Origin of the sequence: Janthinobacterium sp. AD80, assembly GCF_002878455.1 — a bacterium.
Lineage (GTDB): Bacteria > Pseudomonadota > Gammaproteobacteria > Burkholderiales > Burkholderiaceae_D > Janthinobacterium.
In genome coordinates, this window is sequence record NZ_NRDQ01000068.1 from 1 (window position 1) to 18,451 (window position 18,451).

The window sequence follows — 18,451 nt, forward strand, 5'->3', positions numbered from 1 at the left end:
GCGTGAGCAAGAGCGTGCGGGTGGCCGGGCCTGTCGCCGGCGCCAGGTGCTGGTCGATTTGTCCCAGTTGCAGCCAGGCGCGCGCATGTTCCGCCGCCTGCTCCAGCCAGGCCTGCAAGCCCTGCCGGTCCGCTTCGGTGGCAGTGCCCGAGCCGAGCAGCAATTGCCAGGCGATCGCCTGTTCCAGCACACGGGCCGGCACGGGGACATGGGCGTGCATGTCAGTGCGCTTCGCCGAATTGCAACTGATAGGCCAGGCGCGCGGCGTTGGCCAGGTATTGCCTCACGCGCGGCACCGACACCTTCATTTGTGCCGCGATGTCCGCATGCGCCAGTCCGTCGAGGCGGCTCAATAGCCACGCCTGGCGCGTTTTTGGCGTCATGGCGTCGAGGATGCGGCCCAGCGCTTCCAGCGTTTGCAGCGCGAGCAGCCGCTCCTCGGGCGACGGATGCAGCGCCGGCGGCAGGGCTGCCAGATCGGCCAGGTAGGCCTGTTCCAGGTCCGCGCGGCGGAAGCTGTCGATCATCAGGCCGCGCGCGATGGTGGTCAGGTAGGCGCGCGGTGAGCGCAGCGCCAGTGCGCCCGGCGTGGAGGATGTGGCCGGCGGTGCGCCCAGCAGGCGTGCGAAGGTATCGTGCGTGAGGTCGGCAGCCTGGTGCTGGTTGTTCAGCTTTTTGCGCAGCCAGCCCAGCAGCCAGCCATGATGGGCGCCATACAGCGCCTGCAAGCGGGTATCGGGGGTGGGGAGGGGATCGGCCAGCGGCATGGACGCCTTCAGGAATTCTGCCGCCGCGCGGCAGTAATGCAAATAAGAATTATTCGCAATTATAGGCGAAGTGCCGGGGTGGATGCAATCAGGGACATGGAATGAAAAACGCCGGGGTGGTACCCGGCGTTCAATCATGGCTGGCTGCTTATGCGCAGTGGCTTACTCGGCTGCCGGCTCGGCGCCGCAGCATTTCTTGTATTTCTTGCCGCTGCCGCAAGGGCAGTCGTCGTTGCGGCCCACTTTCGGCTCTTCGCGCTTCAGGGTTTGCACGGGAGCCTTGCGGCGCGGCACCCAGAAACGGTGGATGGCCGGCAGGTTCGCTTCCAGTTCCTGCGCCAGCTTGTGCGCCTTGACCGGGTCTTCCACCAGTTTCAGCTCTTCTTCCTTGATTTCATCGGCGCCCAGCAGGTAGATCGGCTGCATCAGCTCGGCCACTTCGGAATCCCAGATTTCGTTCCACGAGCCCGGACGCAGTTCCATGCCGTCCCAGAAGCCCCAGCACCAGGCTTCGGCGTCGATCAGGGTCTGGCCTTCGTAGTCGTGTTCGACGAACAGGGCTTCGAATTCTTTCGGCGCCACTTCAAACGTCACCAGCACTTCGTTCATGAAGCGCATGATCAGGTTGACGATGCGTTCTTCTTCCTTGCTGTTCTTGAATTTCGGTGCATCTTCGGCATCTTCGCCCCACACGCGCGGCAACCATTCGGCCGGCATGATCGGTTCCGGGCCGATGGCCACGGCCGTCAGATAGCCGTGCAGCATATCCATGGTCATGGCATCTTCGGAGCACCGGTCCGACAACAGGAATTGGTCTAATTCGTCAAATTCTTTTTCTGATAATGGCTGTTCGAGTTGCATGGCTTGCTCTTTGATTGAATGTAAGGCGCCAGTATACGCCTTGCTGCGGCTTACCGCCCAAGTGTTTGCACCGGCGGCCCGCGCGCGCCTTACAATGTCGCTCATGCACAATGAAAACCAGCCGCACGAGGACGACCGGCCCGTCCATCCCTTTTCCGCCCTGAGCCCCGACTGCGTGCTCGATGCCCTCGACAGCGTGGGCCTGCGCGGCGATGGCCGCCTGCTGGCCCTGAACAGCTATGAAAACCGCGTCTACCAGGTGGGCATCGAAGACAGCGCGCCCCTGGTGGCGAAGTTTTACCGCCCCCAACGCTGGAGCGATACGGCCATCCTGGAAGAACACGCGTTCGTGTCGGAACTGGTCGAGCGCGAAATCCAGGTGGTGCCGGCGCTGGAGATCAACGGCAGCACCCTGCACCAGTTCCAGGGCTTCCGCTTTGCCGTGTTCCCGCGCCACGGCGGCCGCGCGCCGGAACTTGACGATCCGCACACGCTGGAATGGATAGGCCGCTTCATCGGCCGCATCCATGCCGTCGGTGGACTGTCCGCCTACAAGGAACGCCCGGCGCTCGACCCGGCCACCTTTGGCGTCGAGCCGCGCGACTTCCTGCTGGCGAACGACTTCATCCCGCCCGAACTGCTGGCCGCGTATTCCAGCGTGGCGCAGCAGGCGCTCGATGGCGTCAAGCGCTGCTACGAGCGCGCCGGCGACGTGGCCGTGCTGCGCCTGCATGGAGATTGCCATGGCGGCAACGTGCTGTGGACGGACGCCGGCCCGCATTTTGTCGACTTCGACGACAGCCGCATGGGACCGGCCATCCAGGATCTGTGGATGATGCTGTCGGGCGAGCGGGGCGACATGGTGCGTCAGATGAGCGACATCCTGGCCGGCTATGAAGACTTCTGCGATTTCGACCCGCGCCAGCTGTACCTGGTCGAGGCGCTGCGCACCCTGCGCCTGATCCACTATTCGGCCTGGCTGGCACGCCGCTGGGACGACCCTGCCTTTCCCGTCGCCTTCCCGTGGTTTAACACGCAGCGGTATTGGCAGGACCGCATCCTGGAATTGCGCGAACAGGTGGCCTTGATGGATGAAGCGCCGCTCTGGCCAATTTAAGCGCGCGATAAAACGCCCATGGCGGCGTTGCATTGCCTGGGCGTACTACTCGTACTGTCTTCGGCAATGCGCCTTGCCCTGAGCATTTTCTCGGACGCTTCAATCCCTGGCAAATCCTGAAAAGAGCGGTAAAACTGGCTCTTCTTGCCGCGCTGATTTGTGCATGCCTGTTCGATAATGGTGGTAATAAATTCCCATAAGCAACGGAATTCACCCGAATAAGCGAGAAATCATGCAAGCACAGCAAAACCAGCGCCAGGCCGCCTCCCTCACCGTCGCGTATTCCGCCGACGACGAGTTCGACCAGGACAGCATCGTCTCGCTGCATGATTTCAAGGACCTGGAGCGCAAGGCGGAAGCGCCGGCGCCAGTGACTGCCGTCGCGGCACCCGAGCCGCAGGCCGAAGCGGACGCGGACAGCGACGTCAAGCCGCCCGCCGCCGACCGCCAGAAGATGGAACTCAAAGCCATCCATGAAGCCATCGCCCGCGTGGAAGCGGAAGCGAAGGCCACCTGCGCCGCCGAAAGCCGGGCCCTGGCCGAAGCGCGCGTGCGCTCGCTGGCCGAGGACCGCGCCGCCATCGACGCCGCCGCCGCCGCCGCCGCGCAGCAAAATGCCCAGGCCGCCGAAGAAGCCATCGCCGCCAACCGCGAACGCCTTGACACCATGCGCGCCGCCGCGCAAGCCAGCGTGGCGCGCCTGGAAGCCGTCAAGCAGGAAACGGCCGAACTGCGCGCCCGCGTGGAGTCCGACAATGAAATCCGCCTGGCCGCCGAACAGCGCGCCCGCGCCGAACAGGAAAGCCGTCTGCGCGCCAGCGAGCAGGTGGCCGTGCAGTCGGAACTGGCCGAGCAGGCGGCCCGCGCCGCCGAGGAATTGCAGGTGCAGACGGAGCAGGCGCGCCTGCAGGCCGTCGAGCGCGTCGCCGCCGTGCAGGCGGCCAAGGAAGAAATGGTGGGCATCGCTTCGGCGGACGCCCGTGTCGCCGTGCTGGCGCGCGAACGCGAGCGCCATGCCCACGGCGCGCGCCAGACGGCGCAGATGCTGGCCGAAGCGGAAAGCGAAGCGCTGGAATTGACGGTGCAGCGCGAGCGCGCCGACCAGATCGCTTTGGAATCGGCCTTCAACCGCGCCGCCGCCGAAGTGCGGGCGCTGGAAGAGGCACGCGCACTGGCGCACCTGGAACAGGAACGCGAAGCCATCGCCCTGGCGCAGGCGGAATCGGAACGCCATGCGGCGCAGTCGCTGCATCTGCGTCTGCAGACGGAAAAGGAATTGCGCGACGCGGCCATCCACCGCGAACGCCTGGAAATGGTGGCCGCCGCCAGCGCGCAGGCGCGCCGCGACGCCGATGTGCGCATCCTGGCCGCCACGGAAGCGCGCATCGAAGTGGACCGCCAGCTGCGCGCCGTGGCACTGGCCCGCGTGACGGCCGAACAGGATGCGGAAATCGCCGGCCATGCCAGGCTGGAAGCGGAAACGGCCGCCCTGGAACAAAACGAAATTGCGCGAAGCGGCCGAGCAGGCCGCCGCCGTTGCCGCCGCGCTGGAACTCGACGAGCAGCGCCGCGCCGCCAGCCTGGCGCACGAACGCGCCGAGCAGGCGCGCCAGGCGGCGCAACTGGCCGCCAGCCAGAATGACGCCGAACAGGCCGCGGTAGATGCCGGCACGGCGCAGTTGGCCGCGCAGGAACAGGCGTCGCAACTGGCGCAGGACAAGGCACACGAGGCAGCCCGTTTGCTGCAAGCGGAGCAGGAGCGCGTGGCCGCCGAACAGACGGCCATCGCGGCCCTGAAAGACAAGCTCGCAGCCGAAGCGCTGGCGTTCAACGCGGCGCAGGAACGCATCCATGCCGAAGCGGCACAGGCGGAACTGCTGCGTGGCCAGCACGCGGCCGAACAGGCCTTGCAGCAAGCCGCTGAAAAAGAGGCGCATGCCATCCGCATCCTGCTGGACCAGGCACTCGTCGAAGGCGAACAGAAGGCGGCAGCGGCACAAGCCGTGCAGGCGCAGGCGCGCCTGGCCGTGGAGCTGGGCCAGGTGCACAGCGAGCGCGCCCGCGTGGAAGAGAACAAGGCGCAGGCCGCCGACGCGCTGCTGGCGTCGGAGCGCGATTTCGTCGCCGCCGAGCGCGAATCGCTGGCGCTGATCGCGCAAAAGCTGGTGCAGCAGCGCCAGACGACGGCCGCCGAGGAACGCGCATCGAACGCCATTGCCGGCCGCCTGGAAGCGGAAAAGCAGGCGACGGCGGCAGCCGAAGCGCGCGCCGCCATGGAACAGCAGGCGCTCGATGCCATGCGCCAGCGCGAACAGCTGGAACTGGCGGCGCAGCAGGCTGCCGGCGAGAAGCTGGCAGCGCAGCAAGCCTTGCTGGCCAGTGCCCAGGCCCACGCCGCCTTGCAGCGCAAGGCCGCCGAAACGACGCTGGCCATGGCCGCCGCCAAGCAGCAGCTGCTGGAACTGGAGATGGCCCGCGCACAGCAGCAGGAACGTGAACTGGATGCCCTGCGCGCCAGCCTGGAACCGCAGAACAGCGCCTTTTCCAGCTCGCTGGCCGCCGCCCGCGCCAAGGCGGAGCAGGTCAGCTCGGCCAGCCTGACGCGGGAAGTGATCGAGCGCTTGACGCAGCCGAATGAATCCCCGGCGGGCGCCGTCTGGCGTTCGCGCTGAGAGCCTGGGAGCCTGACAACACGATAACAGCCGGGGGGCGGACCCTGAAGGGCCGACCCCAGTCCTGGCTGTGGCTTACGTCCGTATTTCTATCAGAACTTCCGTCCCACCCCCAGCAGTATCACGTCCGCATCGCGGTGGTAATCCGTGATGACCCGGTTCCACGCCAGTTGCGCCACCCAGCGGCGGTTGACGTGGTAGCGGCCCACGGCGGACAGCAAGCCTGTCAGCCGCGCGCCGTGATCCTGCGTATCGCGCGCGTCCCAGGCCAAGTACGGACCGGCGCCCATGCCGAACTCCACTTTTTCATTGAGCGAGCGGATCAGCCATAGCTGGCTGGCCACGCCGCGCCGGTGCGCCAGGTCGGTGCTGCCTTCGTCGATGGCCGTGGCACTCCAGTCCAGGTATTTTCCCACTGCGCGCCGGTATTCGAGGGTGAAGGGACGCGACGTCTCCGAGCGGAAGCTGTTGACGATGGTGTGTCCCGTCGAGAAGGTAACAGTGTCGTCGTGCGCCCAGTTCTGCAGATGCAGCTTGGCGCCCGGCACGCCGTCATAGCGGTAGCCGGCACCGATCAGCAGGTGGGTGGTGGCGTCCTTGCCAATGGGCACGATGCGGTTCACCTGCGCCTGCGCATACCAGCGGTTGGCGAACTGCCAGCGCGCCTGCAGGCTGATGATGCTGCCCCAGCCGTGGTCATTGTCGAAATTGTGCGGCGCCACGTCGGTCTTGGCCGTGTCGAAGAAAAAATAGCGGCCCACGCCAGCGCCTAGCATCAGGCCCTGGTCGACATTTTTCGTGCGCAGCCAGACCTGGCCCGCCATGCCGTCGCGGTGGTGGTCTTGCGGATGGCCTTCATTGATGTAGGACAGGCTGACGGCATTGTAATTGCCCACCGGCTGCGTGTAGCTGATGGCGGCCACGAAGGTGCGCTCGTCGGTGGCGCTGACTTTCAGGCCGCCGGCCATGCCGGACAGGTCCTGCGCCAGGACGGACAGGGGAGAGGTGGCGGCCAGCAGGGCCAGGACGGAGAGGCGTAGGCGCATGGTGTCTTCCAGTGAGGTTGATTGCAACGCTGAAGCTTGGCCGGACATGCGTCAAGCGCTGGCGCAAGAATCTTGCCCATTTATTACACTAGCAAAATGTTCCAGTCAGAACTAATTGTCTGAGTGTATAAGAAAGTGAGAATGTGTGAGGCGCGCAACAAATGCGCAACAAATGTACAACAAATGCGCAAAAAACGTCTTGCCGGGAATTTATTCTTGCGAAAACTGCATGGCATGGCGGGATAGTGCGGGCAGGGAGGGCGCCGGCCGGGAAAGGCAAGCCGGCGCCGGACTGCGGGAACGGCGCTGTTACTGGCTCAACACGACCTTGTCGGCATAGTATTCCGTCTCGCCGAAGCATTGCGTCGGCACGCCCTTGTGCTGGCTGTAAGTGACGAGGATGCGCTTGCCGGCCGCGGCCGTCAGCTGCTTCGCCACTTCCTCGTCGCGCACGCTGAACTGGAATTTTTCCGGGATGGTGCCCGGCAGCGCCGTCAGCAGCAGTTCACCTTCCCAGGTCTTGCAAATCCAGCCCCGCTTGGAGAACTTTTGCAGGTAGCCCGCCCGTTCGCCTTCCGAGTACGAGAAGCTGAGGGCCATCCACGTATAGGCGGACAGCAGCAGGAAGCCGGCCACGAGGAAGATGACGAAGGCGAAGGTGACTTTTTTGGTCGTAGGGGTCATGTTGACTTTTATCGTTAAATTGAAGAAAACCCGGGGTCAGACGGGGACGCCGAGTTCCGTCGGGACTGCTCCCGGGTTTTCCGCTAGTGGTGCACGTACACTCAGTCTTTCCGTCCGGCTTTCCAGTTCAGGCCAAAGCTGTATCGCTCGTCCATGGCCTGATGCGCCGTGATTTTACCTTGGCCGCCGAAGTATTCCACCAATTTTGTCACCTGCAGGTTGCCGCCGTGGTTTTCCAGCATGGCGATGGCGCACATGGCGTGCTGGCTGTCGCTGTCGAGGCGCACTTCCACCGTTGGCTGGCCGGGAATCTCGATCGTCACGACGCCATCCGTGGCGGCCCAGTTCGGCACGCCTTCGTAGATGAAGGCGTAGACGAGCACGCGCTTGATCTGGTCGAAATGGGTGCCGTTGATGAAGATGTTTTCACCGCTGCTGATGCTGCCCGTGCGGTCGTCGCCTTCCAGGTGGATGTACGGCGGGCGGTCATACGCGCCCCAGCTGTTGCCCAGCGCCTGTACGGCACTTTTGCTGCCATTGCTCATTTCGAACAGGCAGCCGATATCGAGGTCGATGCCGCCCGAGCGGCCGGCCGGCTTGTTGAACAGCTTGCCAAGAAAGCCCGTGTCCAGCTTCGAGGCGGGCGCCTGGCCTTGCGAGGCGTTCTGGTTCCAGTTCAGGTTGACCTTGATGCGGCCGTAGCCGCCGCTGTCGCGCTTGTCGAGCGAGATCTTGTCGCCGCGCTTTTCCAGGCGGATTTTTGACAGCGAAATTTTATTCGCCGGCGGCGCCGCCGCTGGCGTCGGCACGGGTGCCGGTGCTGGCGCTGGGGAGGATGCCCCCGCCTCGCTGCCGCCAAAGTGCTTCAGCAGCGCCGCCAGGCCGCCGGCGAAACCCTGGCCCACGGCGCCGAAGCGCCAGCTGCCGTCGCGGCGATACAGTTCGCCGATGATGACGGCTTTCTCGTCCTGGAAGTCATTGCCCGTGAAGGCGAACGTGGCCGCCTGGCCCAGCGCCATGCTGGAGTTGCCCAGCGCGCGCATGCTGCCCTGTTCCGTCGCCGCCGTGAAGACCAGCCTGTCGATCGAGGCGGGCAGGCGCGCCAGGTCTACCTGGAAGGTGGAACGGGGGCCGTTCAGTTCCAGCGTGACGGCGTTGTCCGGCGCGCTTTTCTGGTTGTAGAAGACCATGTAGCGGTCGTCCGACAGCTTGCCCGCCGCATCGACGCCGAAGCAGCTGACATCGACTTCCATCGAGCCGGAAACGATATCGAGAGTGACGCCAAAGGGACCGTTCAAGCCCAGGTCCGCCAGTTTGCCTTTTTGTCCGCGTGTGAAATTGGTCATGGTCGTGCAGTCCCTTCGTCGCTGGAGAGTTGAGTCAGTGAGTGATTCGGTGCGTGATGCAGTTGGACCGCCACGCCGGCCCCGTCGGCCGCATGGCGGATGCCGAACAGGCGTGCCTGCTCGATGATGCGCAGCGCCCAGCTGCTGTGGGTCGCCACTTCGCACATCGATTCCTGCATGCGGAACACGGCCGGGCTGTCCGGGTCGATGATGCGCAGCGCCAGTTCGATGTCCGACTGCGCCACCTGGTAGTGGCGCTCGATCTGCGGCACCTGGTCGGGGTGAATGGCCGTCTTGGCGATCATGCCGTGCGCCATGTCCTGCGCCACTTCCGCATCGAGCCAGCTGCCTTGCGACAGGTGCTCAAAGACGGGCGCCGTCAGCTGGAAGCCGTGCGGCTTGAAGATCGTCACGAGGCGGCCGATGACCTGGCCCAGCGGCGTCTGGTAGATGGTGCCGCTGGTGGGACGGCGCAGGCCCAGCAGGGCCAGCAGATCGTTGCCGCCGATGCGCAGGGCCAGGATGCGGCGCCGCACTTCCGGCGCGGACAGCACGATGCGGAACTGCTTCATTTCCTCGTCGTCGAACACTTCCGCCGTTTCCAGGGTCGGCATCAGCAAGTGGTGCGTGTGGCGTACCAATTCGAAATACGCGCTGAAATTGCTGCGCGTGGATTTCGGCAGCACGAAGCCGCTCAATTTGTCGGCGCCCGGCATGGCCAGCACGCGCGCCAGCACGTCGAGATTGCGCACGCGTACAAAGCGCAAGGTGTCCGATACGTCGCACATGTTTTGCAGCGCCAGCGACAGGTTGAACAGCGCGTAGCTGAGATCGCGCTCGGCGATGGCGTCTTCGGTGCACAGAATGACGGAACGCAGATGGCTGAATTTGTCGCCATTGGCAATCGCCAGCAAATCCTTGTGCGTGGTCGGCACGTACATGGAAGCGCCCAGCGCCGCCTTGTGTTCATTTTGTGGATGTAGGGAGTTGTTATCCATCGACTGCGCTCCTGATGAGGGCGACCGCCTGGTAAGGCAGCGCCGGTTCTACTGTGACGGGTATGGCTTTTTCCTGCGCCAGAAGCAGCAAATGTGCCACGTCCGGTGCATTCGTGTCGCGCACGATCAGGCGCTCGGGCACGCGGCGCAGCAGCACGCGCGTCGCTTCGCCGATGCCTGGCTTGATCAGATTGATGTCGCTGATGCCGTATGCCTGCTGCGCCGCGGCCATGTAGGCTTGCGAGCGGGCCGCCATGGCTGGCGCATCGGTCGCCTCGGCCAGCGGGATGCCGCTGCTGGCGGCGATCGCCATGGCGTCGGCCACCAGCCCGTCGGCAAAATCGCGCGACTGGTCGTGCTGCTCGAACTGCGCGTAGTAGACGCAGCCATGGAAGTCGTCCGGCCCGATGGCGTCATTCAGCACGGAGCGGCTGACCAGACCCGAGACGGTGGCGTTCAAAATGCTCGACGGGATCAGGTAGTCGCCCGACGAGGCGGCGCAGGCGGCCGTGCCGGCCAGGTCGGACAGCACGAACAGGCCGCCGTCGATCGCCGTGGCATGGGCGGCGTTGAAGTCGCTGACGGTCTGGCGCAGCTCGCGCGAGATCACGCCCTTGCCCGTCCAGCCGTCGACGAAGACGATGGAGTCGGCCGCGTGGCCCTGCGCCAGGATGTGCTGCAGGGCGTTCGTGTCGATGCCGCGGTCACGGATGATGGAAACGGAATAATGGCTGCACTCGCGCTGGAAAACCTGGCGCAGCAAGTGCCCCAGGATGACGCCCACGGGCGTGCCGGCGCGCGCCAGCGAGACCAGTGTGATGGCGCCGCTGCGGCGCGCCGCGATCAGGGCCGCCAGGCGCAGGCAGTCGCGCGCCATCTGCAGGCGGTTGGCCGCGAACGCGCTCTGGAACAGCGCCAGGTAGGCCGGCGAGGGCAGGGATTCCGGCGACAGCATTTCGCTGTAGTGGCGCTGGCCCGACTGGATCAAGCGCTCTTTTTCGGCCAGGTCGAGGATGGGTTCGAGCGCCATGGGCGTGAGCAGGAATTCCACGTCTTCCTGGCGGTAGCTGCCGCTGAAATGCGTTGTCACTGCATTCATAGCGCCGCCACGGTAAGTGCCGCCAGCTGGGTGCCGTTGGGGATGATGGCGTAGTCGCAGGCGGCCATGAAGCGCGCGTCCGAGCGGCTGTCGCCCATGCCGAAGCTCAGGATGGGGCCATGTTCGGCTTCCAGTTCCGCGCGCAGGTAGGCCACGGCGCGCGCCTTGTTCAGGGTCTTGGGCAGCACGGCCAGGTTGTTGCCGTTGCGGTGGATGAAGTAGTCGGAACCTTCACCATCGATCCACTGCTGCAGCACCTGCTCCTCGATGTCGGCCAGGCGCTCGCCGCGCGCTTCATGGTCCTTGACGACGATGTAGAACGGCGTGTTGTAGTCTTCGATCAGGCGCGCGCGCGAGGGCATGCCGGCCTTGGCCTGGAAATCGTCGATGATGCGCATGGCGTCCCGCAGGCCGGGCAGGGCCGTCTGCATGTCGTCCTGCATCAGGGCCAGCCAGCCCGCGTCGAGCGCGCCGCCCGGCTGCAGCACGATGCCGCCGTAATCGAGCACGCTGTAGCTGGTAAACGGCAGGTCGACGCGGCGGAAAGCGTCGCCATTTCGCGCCGTGGCGGGAATCAGGGTCATGCCGCTTTGCGCGAACTCAAAGAAGGCGCGCTGGCGCGCCGTTGTAAACGAACAGGCGTCGCCATTTTTCAGGTAGGCGGCCGCTTGCAGGTCGGTCTCGCCAGGGCATTTTTTCGGGGTCTGGAACAGTGTGTCGTCCAGGTCAACAAACAGGAATTTCTTCAATTTTGGTCTCTGACTGAAAGTGGAACAGGCGGCCATTCAACTGGCCGGCGAGTTGCATGAGGGCCGGGCTGGCCGGGGTTTCATGGCAGATGAAAACGTGCTGGTACTGGCCAGGCGCCACGTTGTACAGGTAATTGGCGATGCCTTCGCCGTAATTGTCGTCGCAGGAGACGATATGGCCAACGGAACCCCATGACAGGATCGGCGAGCGCGTGGTCGACTGCACCACGACGTTCTTGCCCAGGCTTTCCAGCTCGCGCGCCAGCAGGAAGGACGGGTGCATGAATTCGCCCGTGCCCAGCACCAGCACGGAGTCGCCGGCGCCGATTTCCTGTGCCAGTTGCACCGCCAGGCCTTGCGGCGGGGTCAAGGCGCGGCCCACGCCGATGCGCCCGAAGGCCGGGCTGGCGCCGCGTTCTTCGTTCGCCTCGAAGCGCTGCGCGCTGGCCGCCACCGGCGCCGGCGCAGCGCCGGCCTGGAAGGCGTATTGGCCGGAAAGGGACGCGCCGATGCTGGTGGGCAGGCCGAAACGCTGGCTCAGGCCCGCGTTGGCGGCCTGGCCCATGAAATTGGTGATCACGCCCAGGTGCAGTTTTTCCAGCTGCGGATAGCGCGCGCGGCACACTTGCACCAGGTTGGCGAAGGTGTTGCCGGTCGATGCTTCATCGTCGATCAGCACCAGGCTGCGGGCCGTGGAAAACAGCGCGCTGGCCGCGTCCGACAAATGCAGGAACTGGCGCGGCGCGTGGCTGTGCGATTCCTCGAATTCGAAGAAGGGCACGCTGCCCACGCGGTAGCGCGAGCTGTGCAGGAACAGCGCTTTTCCGTTCGGGTTGGCGCGCAGCCAGGCTTCGAACACGCCCTGGCCCAGGCCAACGGCCGTTTCCGCCATGGCGATGAAGACCACGGGGCCTGGCAGGCTGGGAGGAATCTGCGCGGCCAGGTCGTCGTGGATGGTTTGCATGGCGCGCGGCGTGACGGGCCAGTGCTTGCCCAGCACCTTGGACAGGAACAGGAAGCCGCGCTTGGCGTTGGCGCGCGCGGCAAAGCCGATCAGCCAGTCCAGCGGAAAGCGCGCCTCGTCCACCTTCAAGGTCAGTTCGCCCGTGGGCATCTGCTGCTTGACGATGTTCATGGCAGCTCCACGGCGTAGGCGGCTTCCGCCACGCGCATGCCATCGCGGATGGCGGGCACGGTGAGCTTGTCGTAGCCCTGGTCGAAGCCGGCCAGCGCCAGGTAGGGCAGGTTCGGGCCGGCCGCGCAGGCCATGCCGATGCCGCCCGACATGCGCGGGTTGATCTCCAGCAGCGCCAGGCCGTTCGCGCCTTCGCGGAACTGGATATTGAACACGCCGTTCAGGCGGTAGTCGCGCGCCAGCTTGTCGCAGGCGGCCAGCAAGTCATCGCGCAGCTCGATCAGCTGGCCGCTGCCGCCGCCATGCAGCTTCTTGCGCGGCACGGCGCAAATGAGCTTGCCCTGGTCCGCGACGCAGTCGGCGCTGTATTCGTGGCCATCGAGGTATTCCATCAGCAGCAGGGTCTTGAATGTACCCATCTGCGCCAGGCCGCTGCGCAGCTCCTGCGCATTGATCTGGTAGGCGGCGCCGGCCAGCAGCAGCTGGGCGCTGGTGCGCTCCTCATCGAGAATGGCAAAGCCCAGCGCATACACGGACTCGGACGGCTTGATGCACAGCTTGGGGTAGCGCGGGCGCAGTTCGGCGTAGGCGGCATCGTATTCCTCGATGCTGGTCACGGCGCGGTAGTCGGCCGGACGCGCCATGGGCAGGTCGAGGCCGTCGCAGAAACGCGCCTTGTCGTGCATCAGGGCCAGGGTGTCTTCGCTGGCCACGCTGAGCACGCGCGTGCCGATGGCGGCGAAGCGCGCGCTGGCGCTGCCGACCAGGCCCGCTTCCTTGCCGGGCCAGAAAATGGTGATATTGCGGTCGCGGCAAAACTCCAGGCACCACTCCACATAGTTGTGGCCCGTCAGGCCCGACGGTTCGACCGCGTATTCGTGGGCCGACAAAAAGGCCGCCGCATGGGCGTTCGTGTTGCTGCACACGATGTGGTAGCGCGGCTTGCCGCCGGTGGCTGCGCTATCGGCCTCGCGGATCAGGCGCATGGCCGTGCCGACGGAGGAAAATGTTTTGTTGAACCAGACTCTTTGCATGTACGGGGACCGGGTGGAAATAGGGGAAGCCGCGCGCAGGTGCGCGCGCGTGAATTCTAAACGGCCAGGCTTAACCTGGCCTTAGATTTTTTTGAACAACAACGTTGAGCAGCAAACTAACAGCGCCTGACAAAACCGTAGCGAGCGGAAGGAAGAGGTGGCCGAGAAGCGCAACCGTACTAAAGTACGGGGGCGCCGAGCCGGTGAGCATCGCAGGCCGCCTATGCCGAGGCGCAGTAGGTTTGGTCAGGTGCCTCTAACTAGCTTTGCCGCTGGCTGTCCATTTTAAGAACGCATCGCGGTTGCGCGAGCAGATAAATACCTTGCCGGAGCCGGAAAAGCGCAGCACGATACCTTCGCCGCTGGTGACGCTGTTGACGATATTGCCGAGGAATCCGCCGATGCCGCCGCCGCTGGCGCCGCCGCCCGTGGTCACGGAAATTTCGTATTTCAGGCTATTGTCCCAGCACACCACATGGGAATTGTCGATCACGACATCCTTGCCCGGCTCGACGTCGAGCTGGAACATGGAGCCGAAGCCCGACACCACCACTTGCCCGGTGCCGGCCGTCTCCATGACGAAGAAGCCGCCCGACTGCGCGAACAGGGCGTTGCCGATGCTTTGCGTGCGCACCTTCATTTCCGTGCCCGAGGTGGCGGCGACAAAGGCGCCGTCATTGAGCAGGTACTGGCGCGCGCCCACGTCGACCACTTCGATGGCGCCCGGCAGGGTGGGCGAGAGCAGGCAGTCGCCGCTGCCGCGCACCGCTTCGATGTGCTGCTGGAAGAACGATTCGCCATTGGCGAAACGGCGCATGATGGCGCTGCCCAGGCCACCCGTCATCTTGCCCTTCAAATCCAGCGCCGTTTCCATCATCACCATCGCGTCGGATTCGCAATAGATGGTTTCGCCCTGCTTCATGCTGACGTGGAGGAAAGGATCGACGTCGCCGGTGACACTAAATACTGGCATGATAAATCTCCAAAAAAAAGCCGCCTGAATACGTCCAGGCGGCTATGTTTAGCGCATAAAACGTTTAGGCATTCACACCGAACGAGCGAGCCAATGGGCCCAGGCCGCCGTTGAAGCCCTGGCCGATGGCCTTGAATTTCCATTCGCCGTTGTAGCGGTAGATCTCGCCAAAGATCATCGCCGTTTCGGTCGAGCTGTCTTCGGACAGGTCGTAGCGGGCGATTTCTTTTTCGCCTTCCGCGTTCAGGCAGCGGATGAAGGCTTTGGAAACCATGCCGAAGTTCTGGCGGCGCGCGTCGGCGTCGTGAATGGTGACGGTGATGCTGATGCGGTCGATGTCGGCCGGTACGCGCGACAGGTCGATTTCGATGCGCTCATCGTCGCCTTCGCCTTCGCCGGTGGTGTTGTCGCCCGTGTGGACGACGGAACCGTCGGTCGACTTCAGGTTGTTGTAGAAGATGAAGTCGGAGTCGCCACGGACTTTGCCGTCGCTCTTCAGGAGGAAAGCGCTGCCGTCAAGGTCGAAGGTGGCGCCGTCGGTCGAACGAGGATCCCAGCCGAGGCCGACGATGATCTTCTTCAGGTTCGGTGCTTCCTTGCTCAGGTTGACGTTGCCGCCTTTTTGCAAACTGATTGCCATGTGGTACTCCTTTTAGTAATTTAGCTTAAATAACCGGCCGGTGGCGTGTTGTGCCTGGCTGGCCGGTTGTCATGCCTGCATGGGATGAGCGCAAGCGCTCGTGCCATTACTCTTGCAACTGGGGGCGAAACCCCCGATTTCAAGCTTGTGCCGCGTGCCGTTTGCGATAACGCAGCGACGACCACAGCGAAACCAGAATGAAGGCCACGCCAGACAGGCCCGTGAACCATTCCGGAATATGGTACTTGACGGACGCCAGCATGATCAAGGCCAGGATGCCGATTGCATAATGGGCGCCATGTTCCAGATAGACGAATTCGTCCAGGGTGCCCTTGTGCACCAGGAATACCGTCATCGAACGCACGAACATGGCGCCGATGGCCAGGCCCAGCATGATGATGACGACGTCATTGGTGATGGCAAAAGCGCCGATCACGCCGTCAAAGCTGAACGAGGCATCCAGCACTTCCAGGTACAGGAAGCCGCCGATGCTGCCGCGCGCCACCGTTTTCACCAGTTCGCCGTTGCCGTTCTTCGCCGGCGCCGCGCCTTCTTCTTCATCGTCCTGCAGGTCCGGTTCGCCTTCTTCCAGCAAGCCGCTGATCCAGTTCACGCCGATATAGACGGCGATGCCGACGATGCCCGATGCCAGCACGCTGTATTTTTCATCGACGGGACCCATGGCCACGCAGGCGGCCACGGCGCCCATGGTGATGAGCACGGCCAGGCTTTCCGTACCCAGCGCGTTGACCTTTTCCTCGGCCCAGCCCAGCCAGTGCAATTCCTTCTCGTCGTCAAACAGGAAGTTCAGGAACACCAGCAGCAAAAAGGCGCCGCCGAAGGCCGCCACTTGCGCGTGGTTGTCCGTCAGGTGCTTGGCATACACGTCCGGCGTAGTGGTGGCCATGGTCCACACGTCGACCAGACCCAGGCCAGTGGCAACGGAGACGATGACCAGCGGAAACAGCAGGCGCATGCCGAAGACGGCGACGAGGATACCCACCGTCAAGAACAGTTTTTGCCAGAATTCATTCCAGTGGCGCAAGACCGAAGCGTTGACGACGGCATTGTCGAACGACAGCGAGACTTCCATGATGCCCAGCACGCCCGTGATCCACAGGGCCTGGATCATGCCCGGCACGCCGCCATGGCTGTAACCCCACCAGCCGGATACCGCCATCAAAATAAAGGTAACTAAAAAAGAGATTCTGAAATGCCGCATGGGGCCCCCGTTGCAAGTGTGGAAAGACGTTTATTATCAGTGCCGCGCTGCGCGCCGCACCCAGTGTTGATATACGTCAATTGTTGTATATGCCATGATTTTATATTAGTTGCCGCCATGGCCGGCGTTTTGTAGGCGGATAAAGCATAGTTCTGCTGCCGCGGTTGATCTGCGATAATTGCGGCGCGCTGCCTTGCTGCCGCAGCCCCTGACATACTTTATAGACATATAAGAAGGAATAACCCCGTGGATATCGCTTACCTCGTCACGCCCCTGATTACCTGGATCCTGGTCGGACCGGTCAAATTCCTGATCAACAGCGCCCGCACGCGCCAATGGGCGTTCGGCCTGGTGGGCAATGGCGGCTTTCCCAGCAACCATAGTGCCGTCGTGTCCAGCATGGCGACCCTGATCGCCTTGCGCGAAGGCATCGCCCATCCCGCCTTCGGCGTGGCCGTCACCTTGGCGTTCATCGTCATCATCGATGCCAACAGCCTGCGCCAGCACGTGGGCAAGCAGGCGGCAGCCATCAACCGCCTGGCGGGGGAAACGGCCAGCGCCGCGCACAAGACCTTGCGCGAGCGCATGGGCCATACCCTGGTGGAAATCACCGGCGGCCTGTGCACGGGCGTGGCGATCGGTTTCCTGATCAACGCTGTCTTTGCTAAATAACATTTTTTGCGCGGCCCGCGATGGCCGCCGGTAGCGAACAAACCCCGCCTGAAGGCGGGGTTTTGCGTTTCAGGGCGTAAAAACTACGTTTCATCCATTCAATAAAGCATTACAGGAAGCCGCCGATTGACATGCCCGGATGCGCTCATGGATACTTTGGCGCTTGTGGTTTTAATAAAAATAAATGCCTGTCTGTCGCCTGCCAGCCCTATCCGGGCCGTCCGGCTGGTGGCGGTTCAATCTATCCGGAGAAATACCCATGTTGCGCAAAACCCTGTTCGTTCTGGCAATCGCTTCTGCCTTGGCCGCCTGTGGCAAAGAGTCCAAGGATCCTGGCAAAGGCACTGGCAAGGACGCCAAGGAACAAGCCAGCGCCAGCGTCAATTTGCTGGTGTCGCCGGAAGATGTGCTGACCATCCAGAGCAATGCGCTGGCGTCGGGGCCCGTGATCACCGGTTCCGTGCAGCCTGAGCGCAATGCCGACCTGCGCGCCGAAGTCTCGGCCGTGGTCATCCAGGTGCTGAAGGAAAATGGCGAAGCCGTGAAACGCGGCGATGTGCTGGTGCGCCTGGACGAGACGTCCATCCGCGACAGCCTCAATTCGGCCGAGGAAGCCAGCCGCGCCTCGAGCCAGGTGCTGGAACAGTCCGAACGCATGTTCCAGCGCATGAAAACCCTGCGCGCCTCGGGCATGACCTCGACGCAGGCGCTGGAAGACGCGGAAATCCGCCGCAACAATGCGCAAAGCGATTTGTCGGCCGCCAAGAGCCGCGCCGCCCAGGCCCGCCAGCAGCTGCAGCGCACGCTTGTGCGCGCGCCGTTCGACGGCATCGTGAGCGAGCGCAAGGTGTCGAATGGCGACACGGCGCAAATCGGCAAGGAATTGATCCGCGTCATCGATCCCACCAGCATGCGCCTGGAAGGCCTGGTGTCGGCCGACAAGATCGGCGTCGTCAAGGTGGGCCAGCCGGTGTTGTTCCGCATTAACGGTTATCCAGGACAGGATTTCGCGGGCAAGGTGCGCCGTGTCGATCCTGCCGCCAACGCCGTCACGCGCCAGGTGGCCGTGCTGGTTGATTTCAATGACAGGGAACAGCCGCGCGTGGCCGGCCTGTATGCGGAAGGGCGCATCGAAGCGGCTACCGTCAGCGCGCTGATGATTCCGGATTCCGCCCTGGTCAAGGCGGGCGACCAGACCTACACGTGGAAGATCAAGGACAAGGCCCTGCAGAAGGCCGTCTTGCGCATCGGCGCGCGCGACGTGCGCACGGGACAGTGGGAAGTGCAAAGCGGCCTGGCCAGTGGCGACACGGTGCTGCGCACGCCCGGTTCGACCTTCAAGGATGGGCAGAAAGTGGAGTTGACGGCCAGCAAGGCCACGCCGGCCGCCGCCGTGGCCAGCAGCAGCACGGCCGTTGCCGGGAAAGGAAACTAAG

18 protein-coding genes are annotated in these 18,451 nt (G+C 63.9%); 4 read left to right on the forward strand and 14 right to left on the reverse strand.

Annotated features, from left to right (window positions below; genetic code table 11):
- From JaAD80_RS14545 to JaAD80_RS14555, 3 genes are all read right to left on the reverse strand, one after another.
- On the reverse strand, nucleotides 1-220 hold a 220-nt coding region (locus JaAD80_RS14545), incomplete at its 3' end, for a DUF4880 domain-containing protein (RefSeq protein WP_146012391.1).
- Nucleotide 221: 1 nt separating this feature from the next.
- Nucleotides 222-809, reverse strand: coding sequence for a sigma-70 family RNA polymerase sigma factor (locus JaAD80_RS14550; RefSeq protein ID WP_308410607.1), 588 nt, complete (start codon nucleotides 807-809; stop codon nucleotides 222-224).
- 120 nt (nucleotides 810-929) lie between these two features.
- The gene (locus JaAD80_RS14555) at nucleotides 930-1,628 is read right to left on the reverse strand and encodes a UPF0149 family protein (RefSeq protein WP_102294997.1); all 699 of its coding nucleotides are present in this window, start codon (nucleotides 1,626-1,628) and stop codon (nucleotides 930-932) included.
- Nucleotides 1,629-1,731: 103 nt separating this feature from the next.
- Here JaAD80_RS14555 and JaAD80_RS14560 point away from each other — a divergent pair, with 103 nt between their 5' ends.
- Entirely contained in the window at nucleotides 1,732-2,745 is a 1,014-nt protein-coding gene (locus tag JaAD80_RS14560) for a serine/threonine protein kinase (RefSeq protein WP_102295064.1), read from the forward strand.
- 232 nt (nucleotides 2,746-2,977) lie between these two features.
- Nucleotides 2,978-4,387, forward strand: a complete 1,410-nt coding sequence (locus JaAD80_RS31515; protein ID WP_258003001.1) for a hypothetical protein — start codon at nucleotides 2,978-2,980, stop codon at nucleotides 4,385-4,387.
- A gap of 1,122 nt (nucleotides 4,388-5,509) precedes the next feature.
- On the opposite strand, the gene JaAD80_RS14570 is transcribed toward JaAD80_RS31515, so the two are convergent.
- From JaAD80_RS14570 to JaAD80_RS14620, 11 genes are all read right to left on the reverse strand, one after another.
- Complete coding sequence (locus JaAD80_RS14570) at nucleotides 5,510-6,463, reverse strand: hypothetical protein (RefSeq protein ID WP_258003002.1); 954 nt, start codon at nucleotides 6,461-6,463, stop codon at nucleotides 5,510-5,512.
- Nucleotides 6,464-6,772: 309 nt separating this feature from the next.
- Nucleotides 6,773-7,147 carry a hypothetical protein gene (locus JaAD80_RS14575; protein ID WP_076570635.1) on the reverse strand — a complete coding sequence of 125 codons (375 nt, stop codon included), beginning with the start codon at nucleotides 7,145-7,147 and terminating at the stop codon, nucleotides 6,773-6,775.
- Nucleotides 7,148-7,248: 101 nt separating this feature from the next.
- Entirely contained in the window at nucleotides 7,249-8,493 is a 1,245-nt protein-coding gene (locus tag JaAD80_RS14580; RefSeq protein ID WP_102294998.1) for a TerD family protein, read from the reverse strand.
- The gene (locus tag JaAD80_RS14585; protein WP_102295000.1) at nucleotides 8,490-9,491 is read right to left on the reverse strand and encodes an HpcH/HpaI aldolase/citrate lyase family protein; all 1,002 of its coding nucleotides are present in this window, start codon (nucleotides 9,489-9,491) and stop codon (nucleotides 8,490-8,492) included. Before JaAD80_RS14585 ends, JaAD80_RS14580 begins: the two co-directional genes overlap by 4 nt.
- Nucleotides 9,484-10,590 carry a cysteine protease StiP family protein gene (locus tag JaAD80_RS14590; protein WP_102295002.1) on the reverse strand — a complete coding sequence of 369 codons (1,107 nt, stop codon included), beginning with the start codon at nucleotides 10,588-10,590 and terminating at the stop codon, nucleotides 9,484-9,486. Before JaAD80_RS14590 ends, JaAD80_RS14585 begins: the two co-directional genes overlap by 8 nt.
- Nucleotides 10,587-11,339, reverse strand: coding sequence for an HAD family hydrolase (locus JaAD80_RS14595; RefSeq protein WP_102295004.1), 753 nt, complete (start codon nucleotides 11,337-11,339; stop codon nucleotides 10,587-10,589). Before JaAD80_RS14595 ends, JaAD80_RS14590 begins: the two co-directional genes overlap by 4 nt.
- A complete protein-coding gene (locus JaAD80_RS14600; protein ID WP_102295006.1) occupies nucleotides 11,317-12,474 on the reverse strand; it encodes a phosphoribosyltransferase domain-containing protein in 1,158 nt (385 codons plus the stop codon). Before JaAD80_RS14600 ends, JaAD80_RS14595 begins: the two co-directional genes overlap by 23 nt.
- Nucleotides 12,471-13,508, reverse strand: a complete 1,038-nt coding sequence (locus JaAD80_RS14605) for an ATP-grasp domain-containing protein (protein ID WP_102295008.1) — start codon at nucleotides 13,506-13,508, stop codon at nucleotides 12,471-12,473. Before JaAD80_RS14605 ends, JaAD80_RS14600 begins: the two co-directional genes overlap by 4 nt.
- 256 nt (nucleotides 13,509-13,764) lie before the next feature.
- A complete protein-coding gene (locus JaAD80_RS14610; protein ID WP_102295010.1) occupies nucleotides 13,765-14,481 on the reverse strand; it encodes a TIGR00266 family protein in 717 nt (238 codons plus the stop codon).
- 64 nt (nucleotides 14,482-14,545) lie between these two features.
- On the reverse strand, nucleotides 14,546-15,121 hold the full coding sequence (locus JaAD80_RS14615) for a TerD family protein (protein ID WP_034785104.1): 576 nt from the start codon (nucleotides 15,119-15,121) through the stop codon (nucleotides 14,546-14,548).
- Between the two features lie 139 nt (nucleotides 15,122-15,260).
- On the reverse strand, nucleotides 15,261-16,343 hold the full coding sequence (locus JaAD80_RS14620) for a DUF475 domain-containing protein (protein ID WP_102295012.1): 1,083 nt from the start codon (nucleotides 16,341-16,343) through the stop codon (nucleotides 15,261-15,263).
- A gap of 246 nt (nucleotides 16,344-16,589) precedes the next feature.
- Here JaAD80_RS14620 and JaAD80_RS14625 point away from each other — a divergent pair, with 246 nt between their 5' ends.
- The gene (locus JaAD80_RS14625) at nucleotides 16,590-17,015 is read left to right on the forward strand and encodes a divergent PAP2 family protein (RefSeq protein ID WP_102295013.1); all 426 of its coding nucleotides are present in this window, start codon (nucleotides 16,590-16,592) and stop codon (nucleotides 17,013-17,015) included.
- A gap of 259 nt (nucleotides 17,016-17,274) precedes the next feature.
- Complete coding sequence (locus JaAD80_RS14630) at nucleotides 17,275-18,450, forward strand: efflux RND transporter periplasmic adaptor subunit (RefSeq protein WP_102295015.1); 1,176 nt, start codon at nucleotides 17,275-17,277, stop codon at nucleotides 18,448-18,450.
- Nucleotide 18,451: the final 1 nt, after the last annotated feature.

What these genes read in the sequence shown, in the direction of transcription:
- JaAD80_RS14555 (WP_102294997.1), bottom strand. Translation starts at nt 1,628, where the DNA reads ATGCAACTCGAACAGCCATTATCAGAAAAAGAATTTGACGAATTAGAC.
- JaAD80_RS14560 (WP_102295064.1), top strand. Translation starts at nt 1,732, where the DNA reads ATGCACAATGAAAACCAGCCGCACGAGGACGACCGGCCCGTCCATCCC.
- JaAD80_RS31515 (WP_258003001.1), top strand. Translation starts at nt 2,978, where the DNA reads ATGCAAGCACAGCAAAACCAGCGCCAGGCCGCCTCCCTCACCGTCGCG.
- JaAD80_RS14570 (WP_258003002.1), bottom strand. Translation starts at nt 6,463, where the DNA reads ATGCGCCTACGCCTCTCCGTCCTGGCCCTGCTGGCCGCCACCTCTCCC.
- JaAD80_RS14575 (WP_076570635.1), bottom strand. Translation starts at nt 7,147, where the DNA reads ATGACCCCTACGACCAAAAAAGTCACCTTCGCCTTCGTCATCTTCCTC.
- JaAD80_RS14580 (WP_102294998.1), bottom strand. Translation starts at nt 8,493, where the DNA reads ATGACCAATTTCACACGCGGACAAAAAGGCAAACTGGCGGACCTGGGC.
- JaAD80_RS14585 (WP_102295000.1), bottom strand. Translation starts at nt 9,491, where the DNA reads ATGGATAACAACTCCCTACATCCACAAAATGAACACAAGGCGGCGCTG.
- JaAD80_RS14590 (WP_102295002.1), bottom strand. Translation starts at nt 10,590, where the DNA reads ATGAATGCAGTGACAACGCATTTCAGCGGCAGCTACCGCCAGGAAGAC.
- JaAD80_RS14600 (WP_102295006.1), bottom strand. Translation starts at nt 12,474, where the DNA reads ATGAACATCGTCAAGCAGCAGATGCCCACGGGCGAACTGACCTTGAAG.
- JaAD80_RS14605 (WP_102295008.1), bottom strand. Translation starts at nt 13,508, where the DNA reads ATGCAAAGAGTCTGGTTCAACAAAACATTTTCCTCCGTCGGCACGGCC.
- JaAD80_RS14610 (WP_102295010.1), bottom strand. Translation starts at nt 14,481, where the DNA reads ATGCCAGTATTTAGTGTCACCGGCGACGTCGATCCTTTCCTCCACGTC.
- JaAD80_RS14615 (WP_034785104.1), bottom strand. Translation starts at nt 15,121, where the DNA reads ATGGCAATCAGTTTGCAAAAAGGCGGCAACGTCAACCTGAGCAAGGAA.
- JaAD80_RS14620 (WP_102295012.1), bottom strand. Translation starts at nt 16,343, where the DNA reads ATGCGGCATTTCAGAATCTCTTTTTTAGTTACCTTTATTTTGATGGCG.
- JaAD80_RS14630 (WP_102295015.1), top strand. Translation starts at nt 17,275, where the DNA reads ATGTTGCGCAAAACCCTGTTCGTTCTGGCAATCGCTTCTGCCTTGGCC.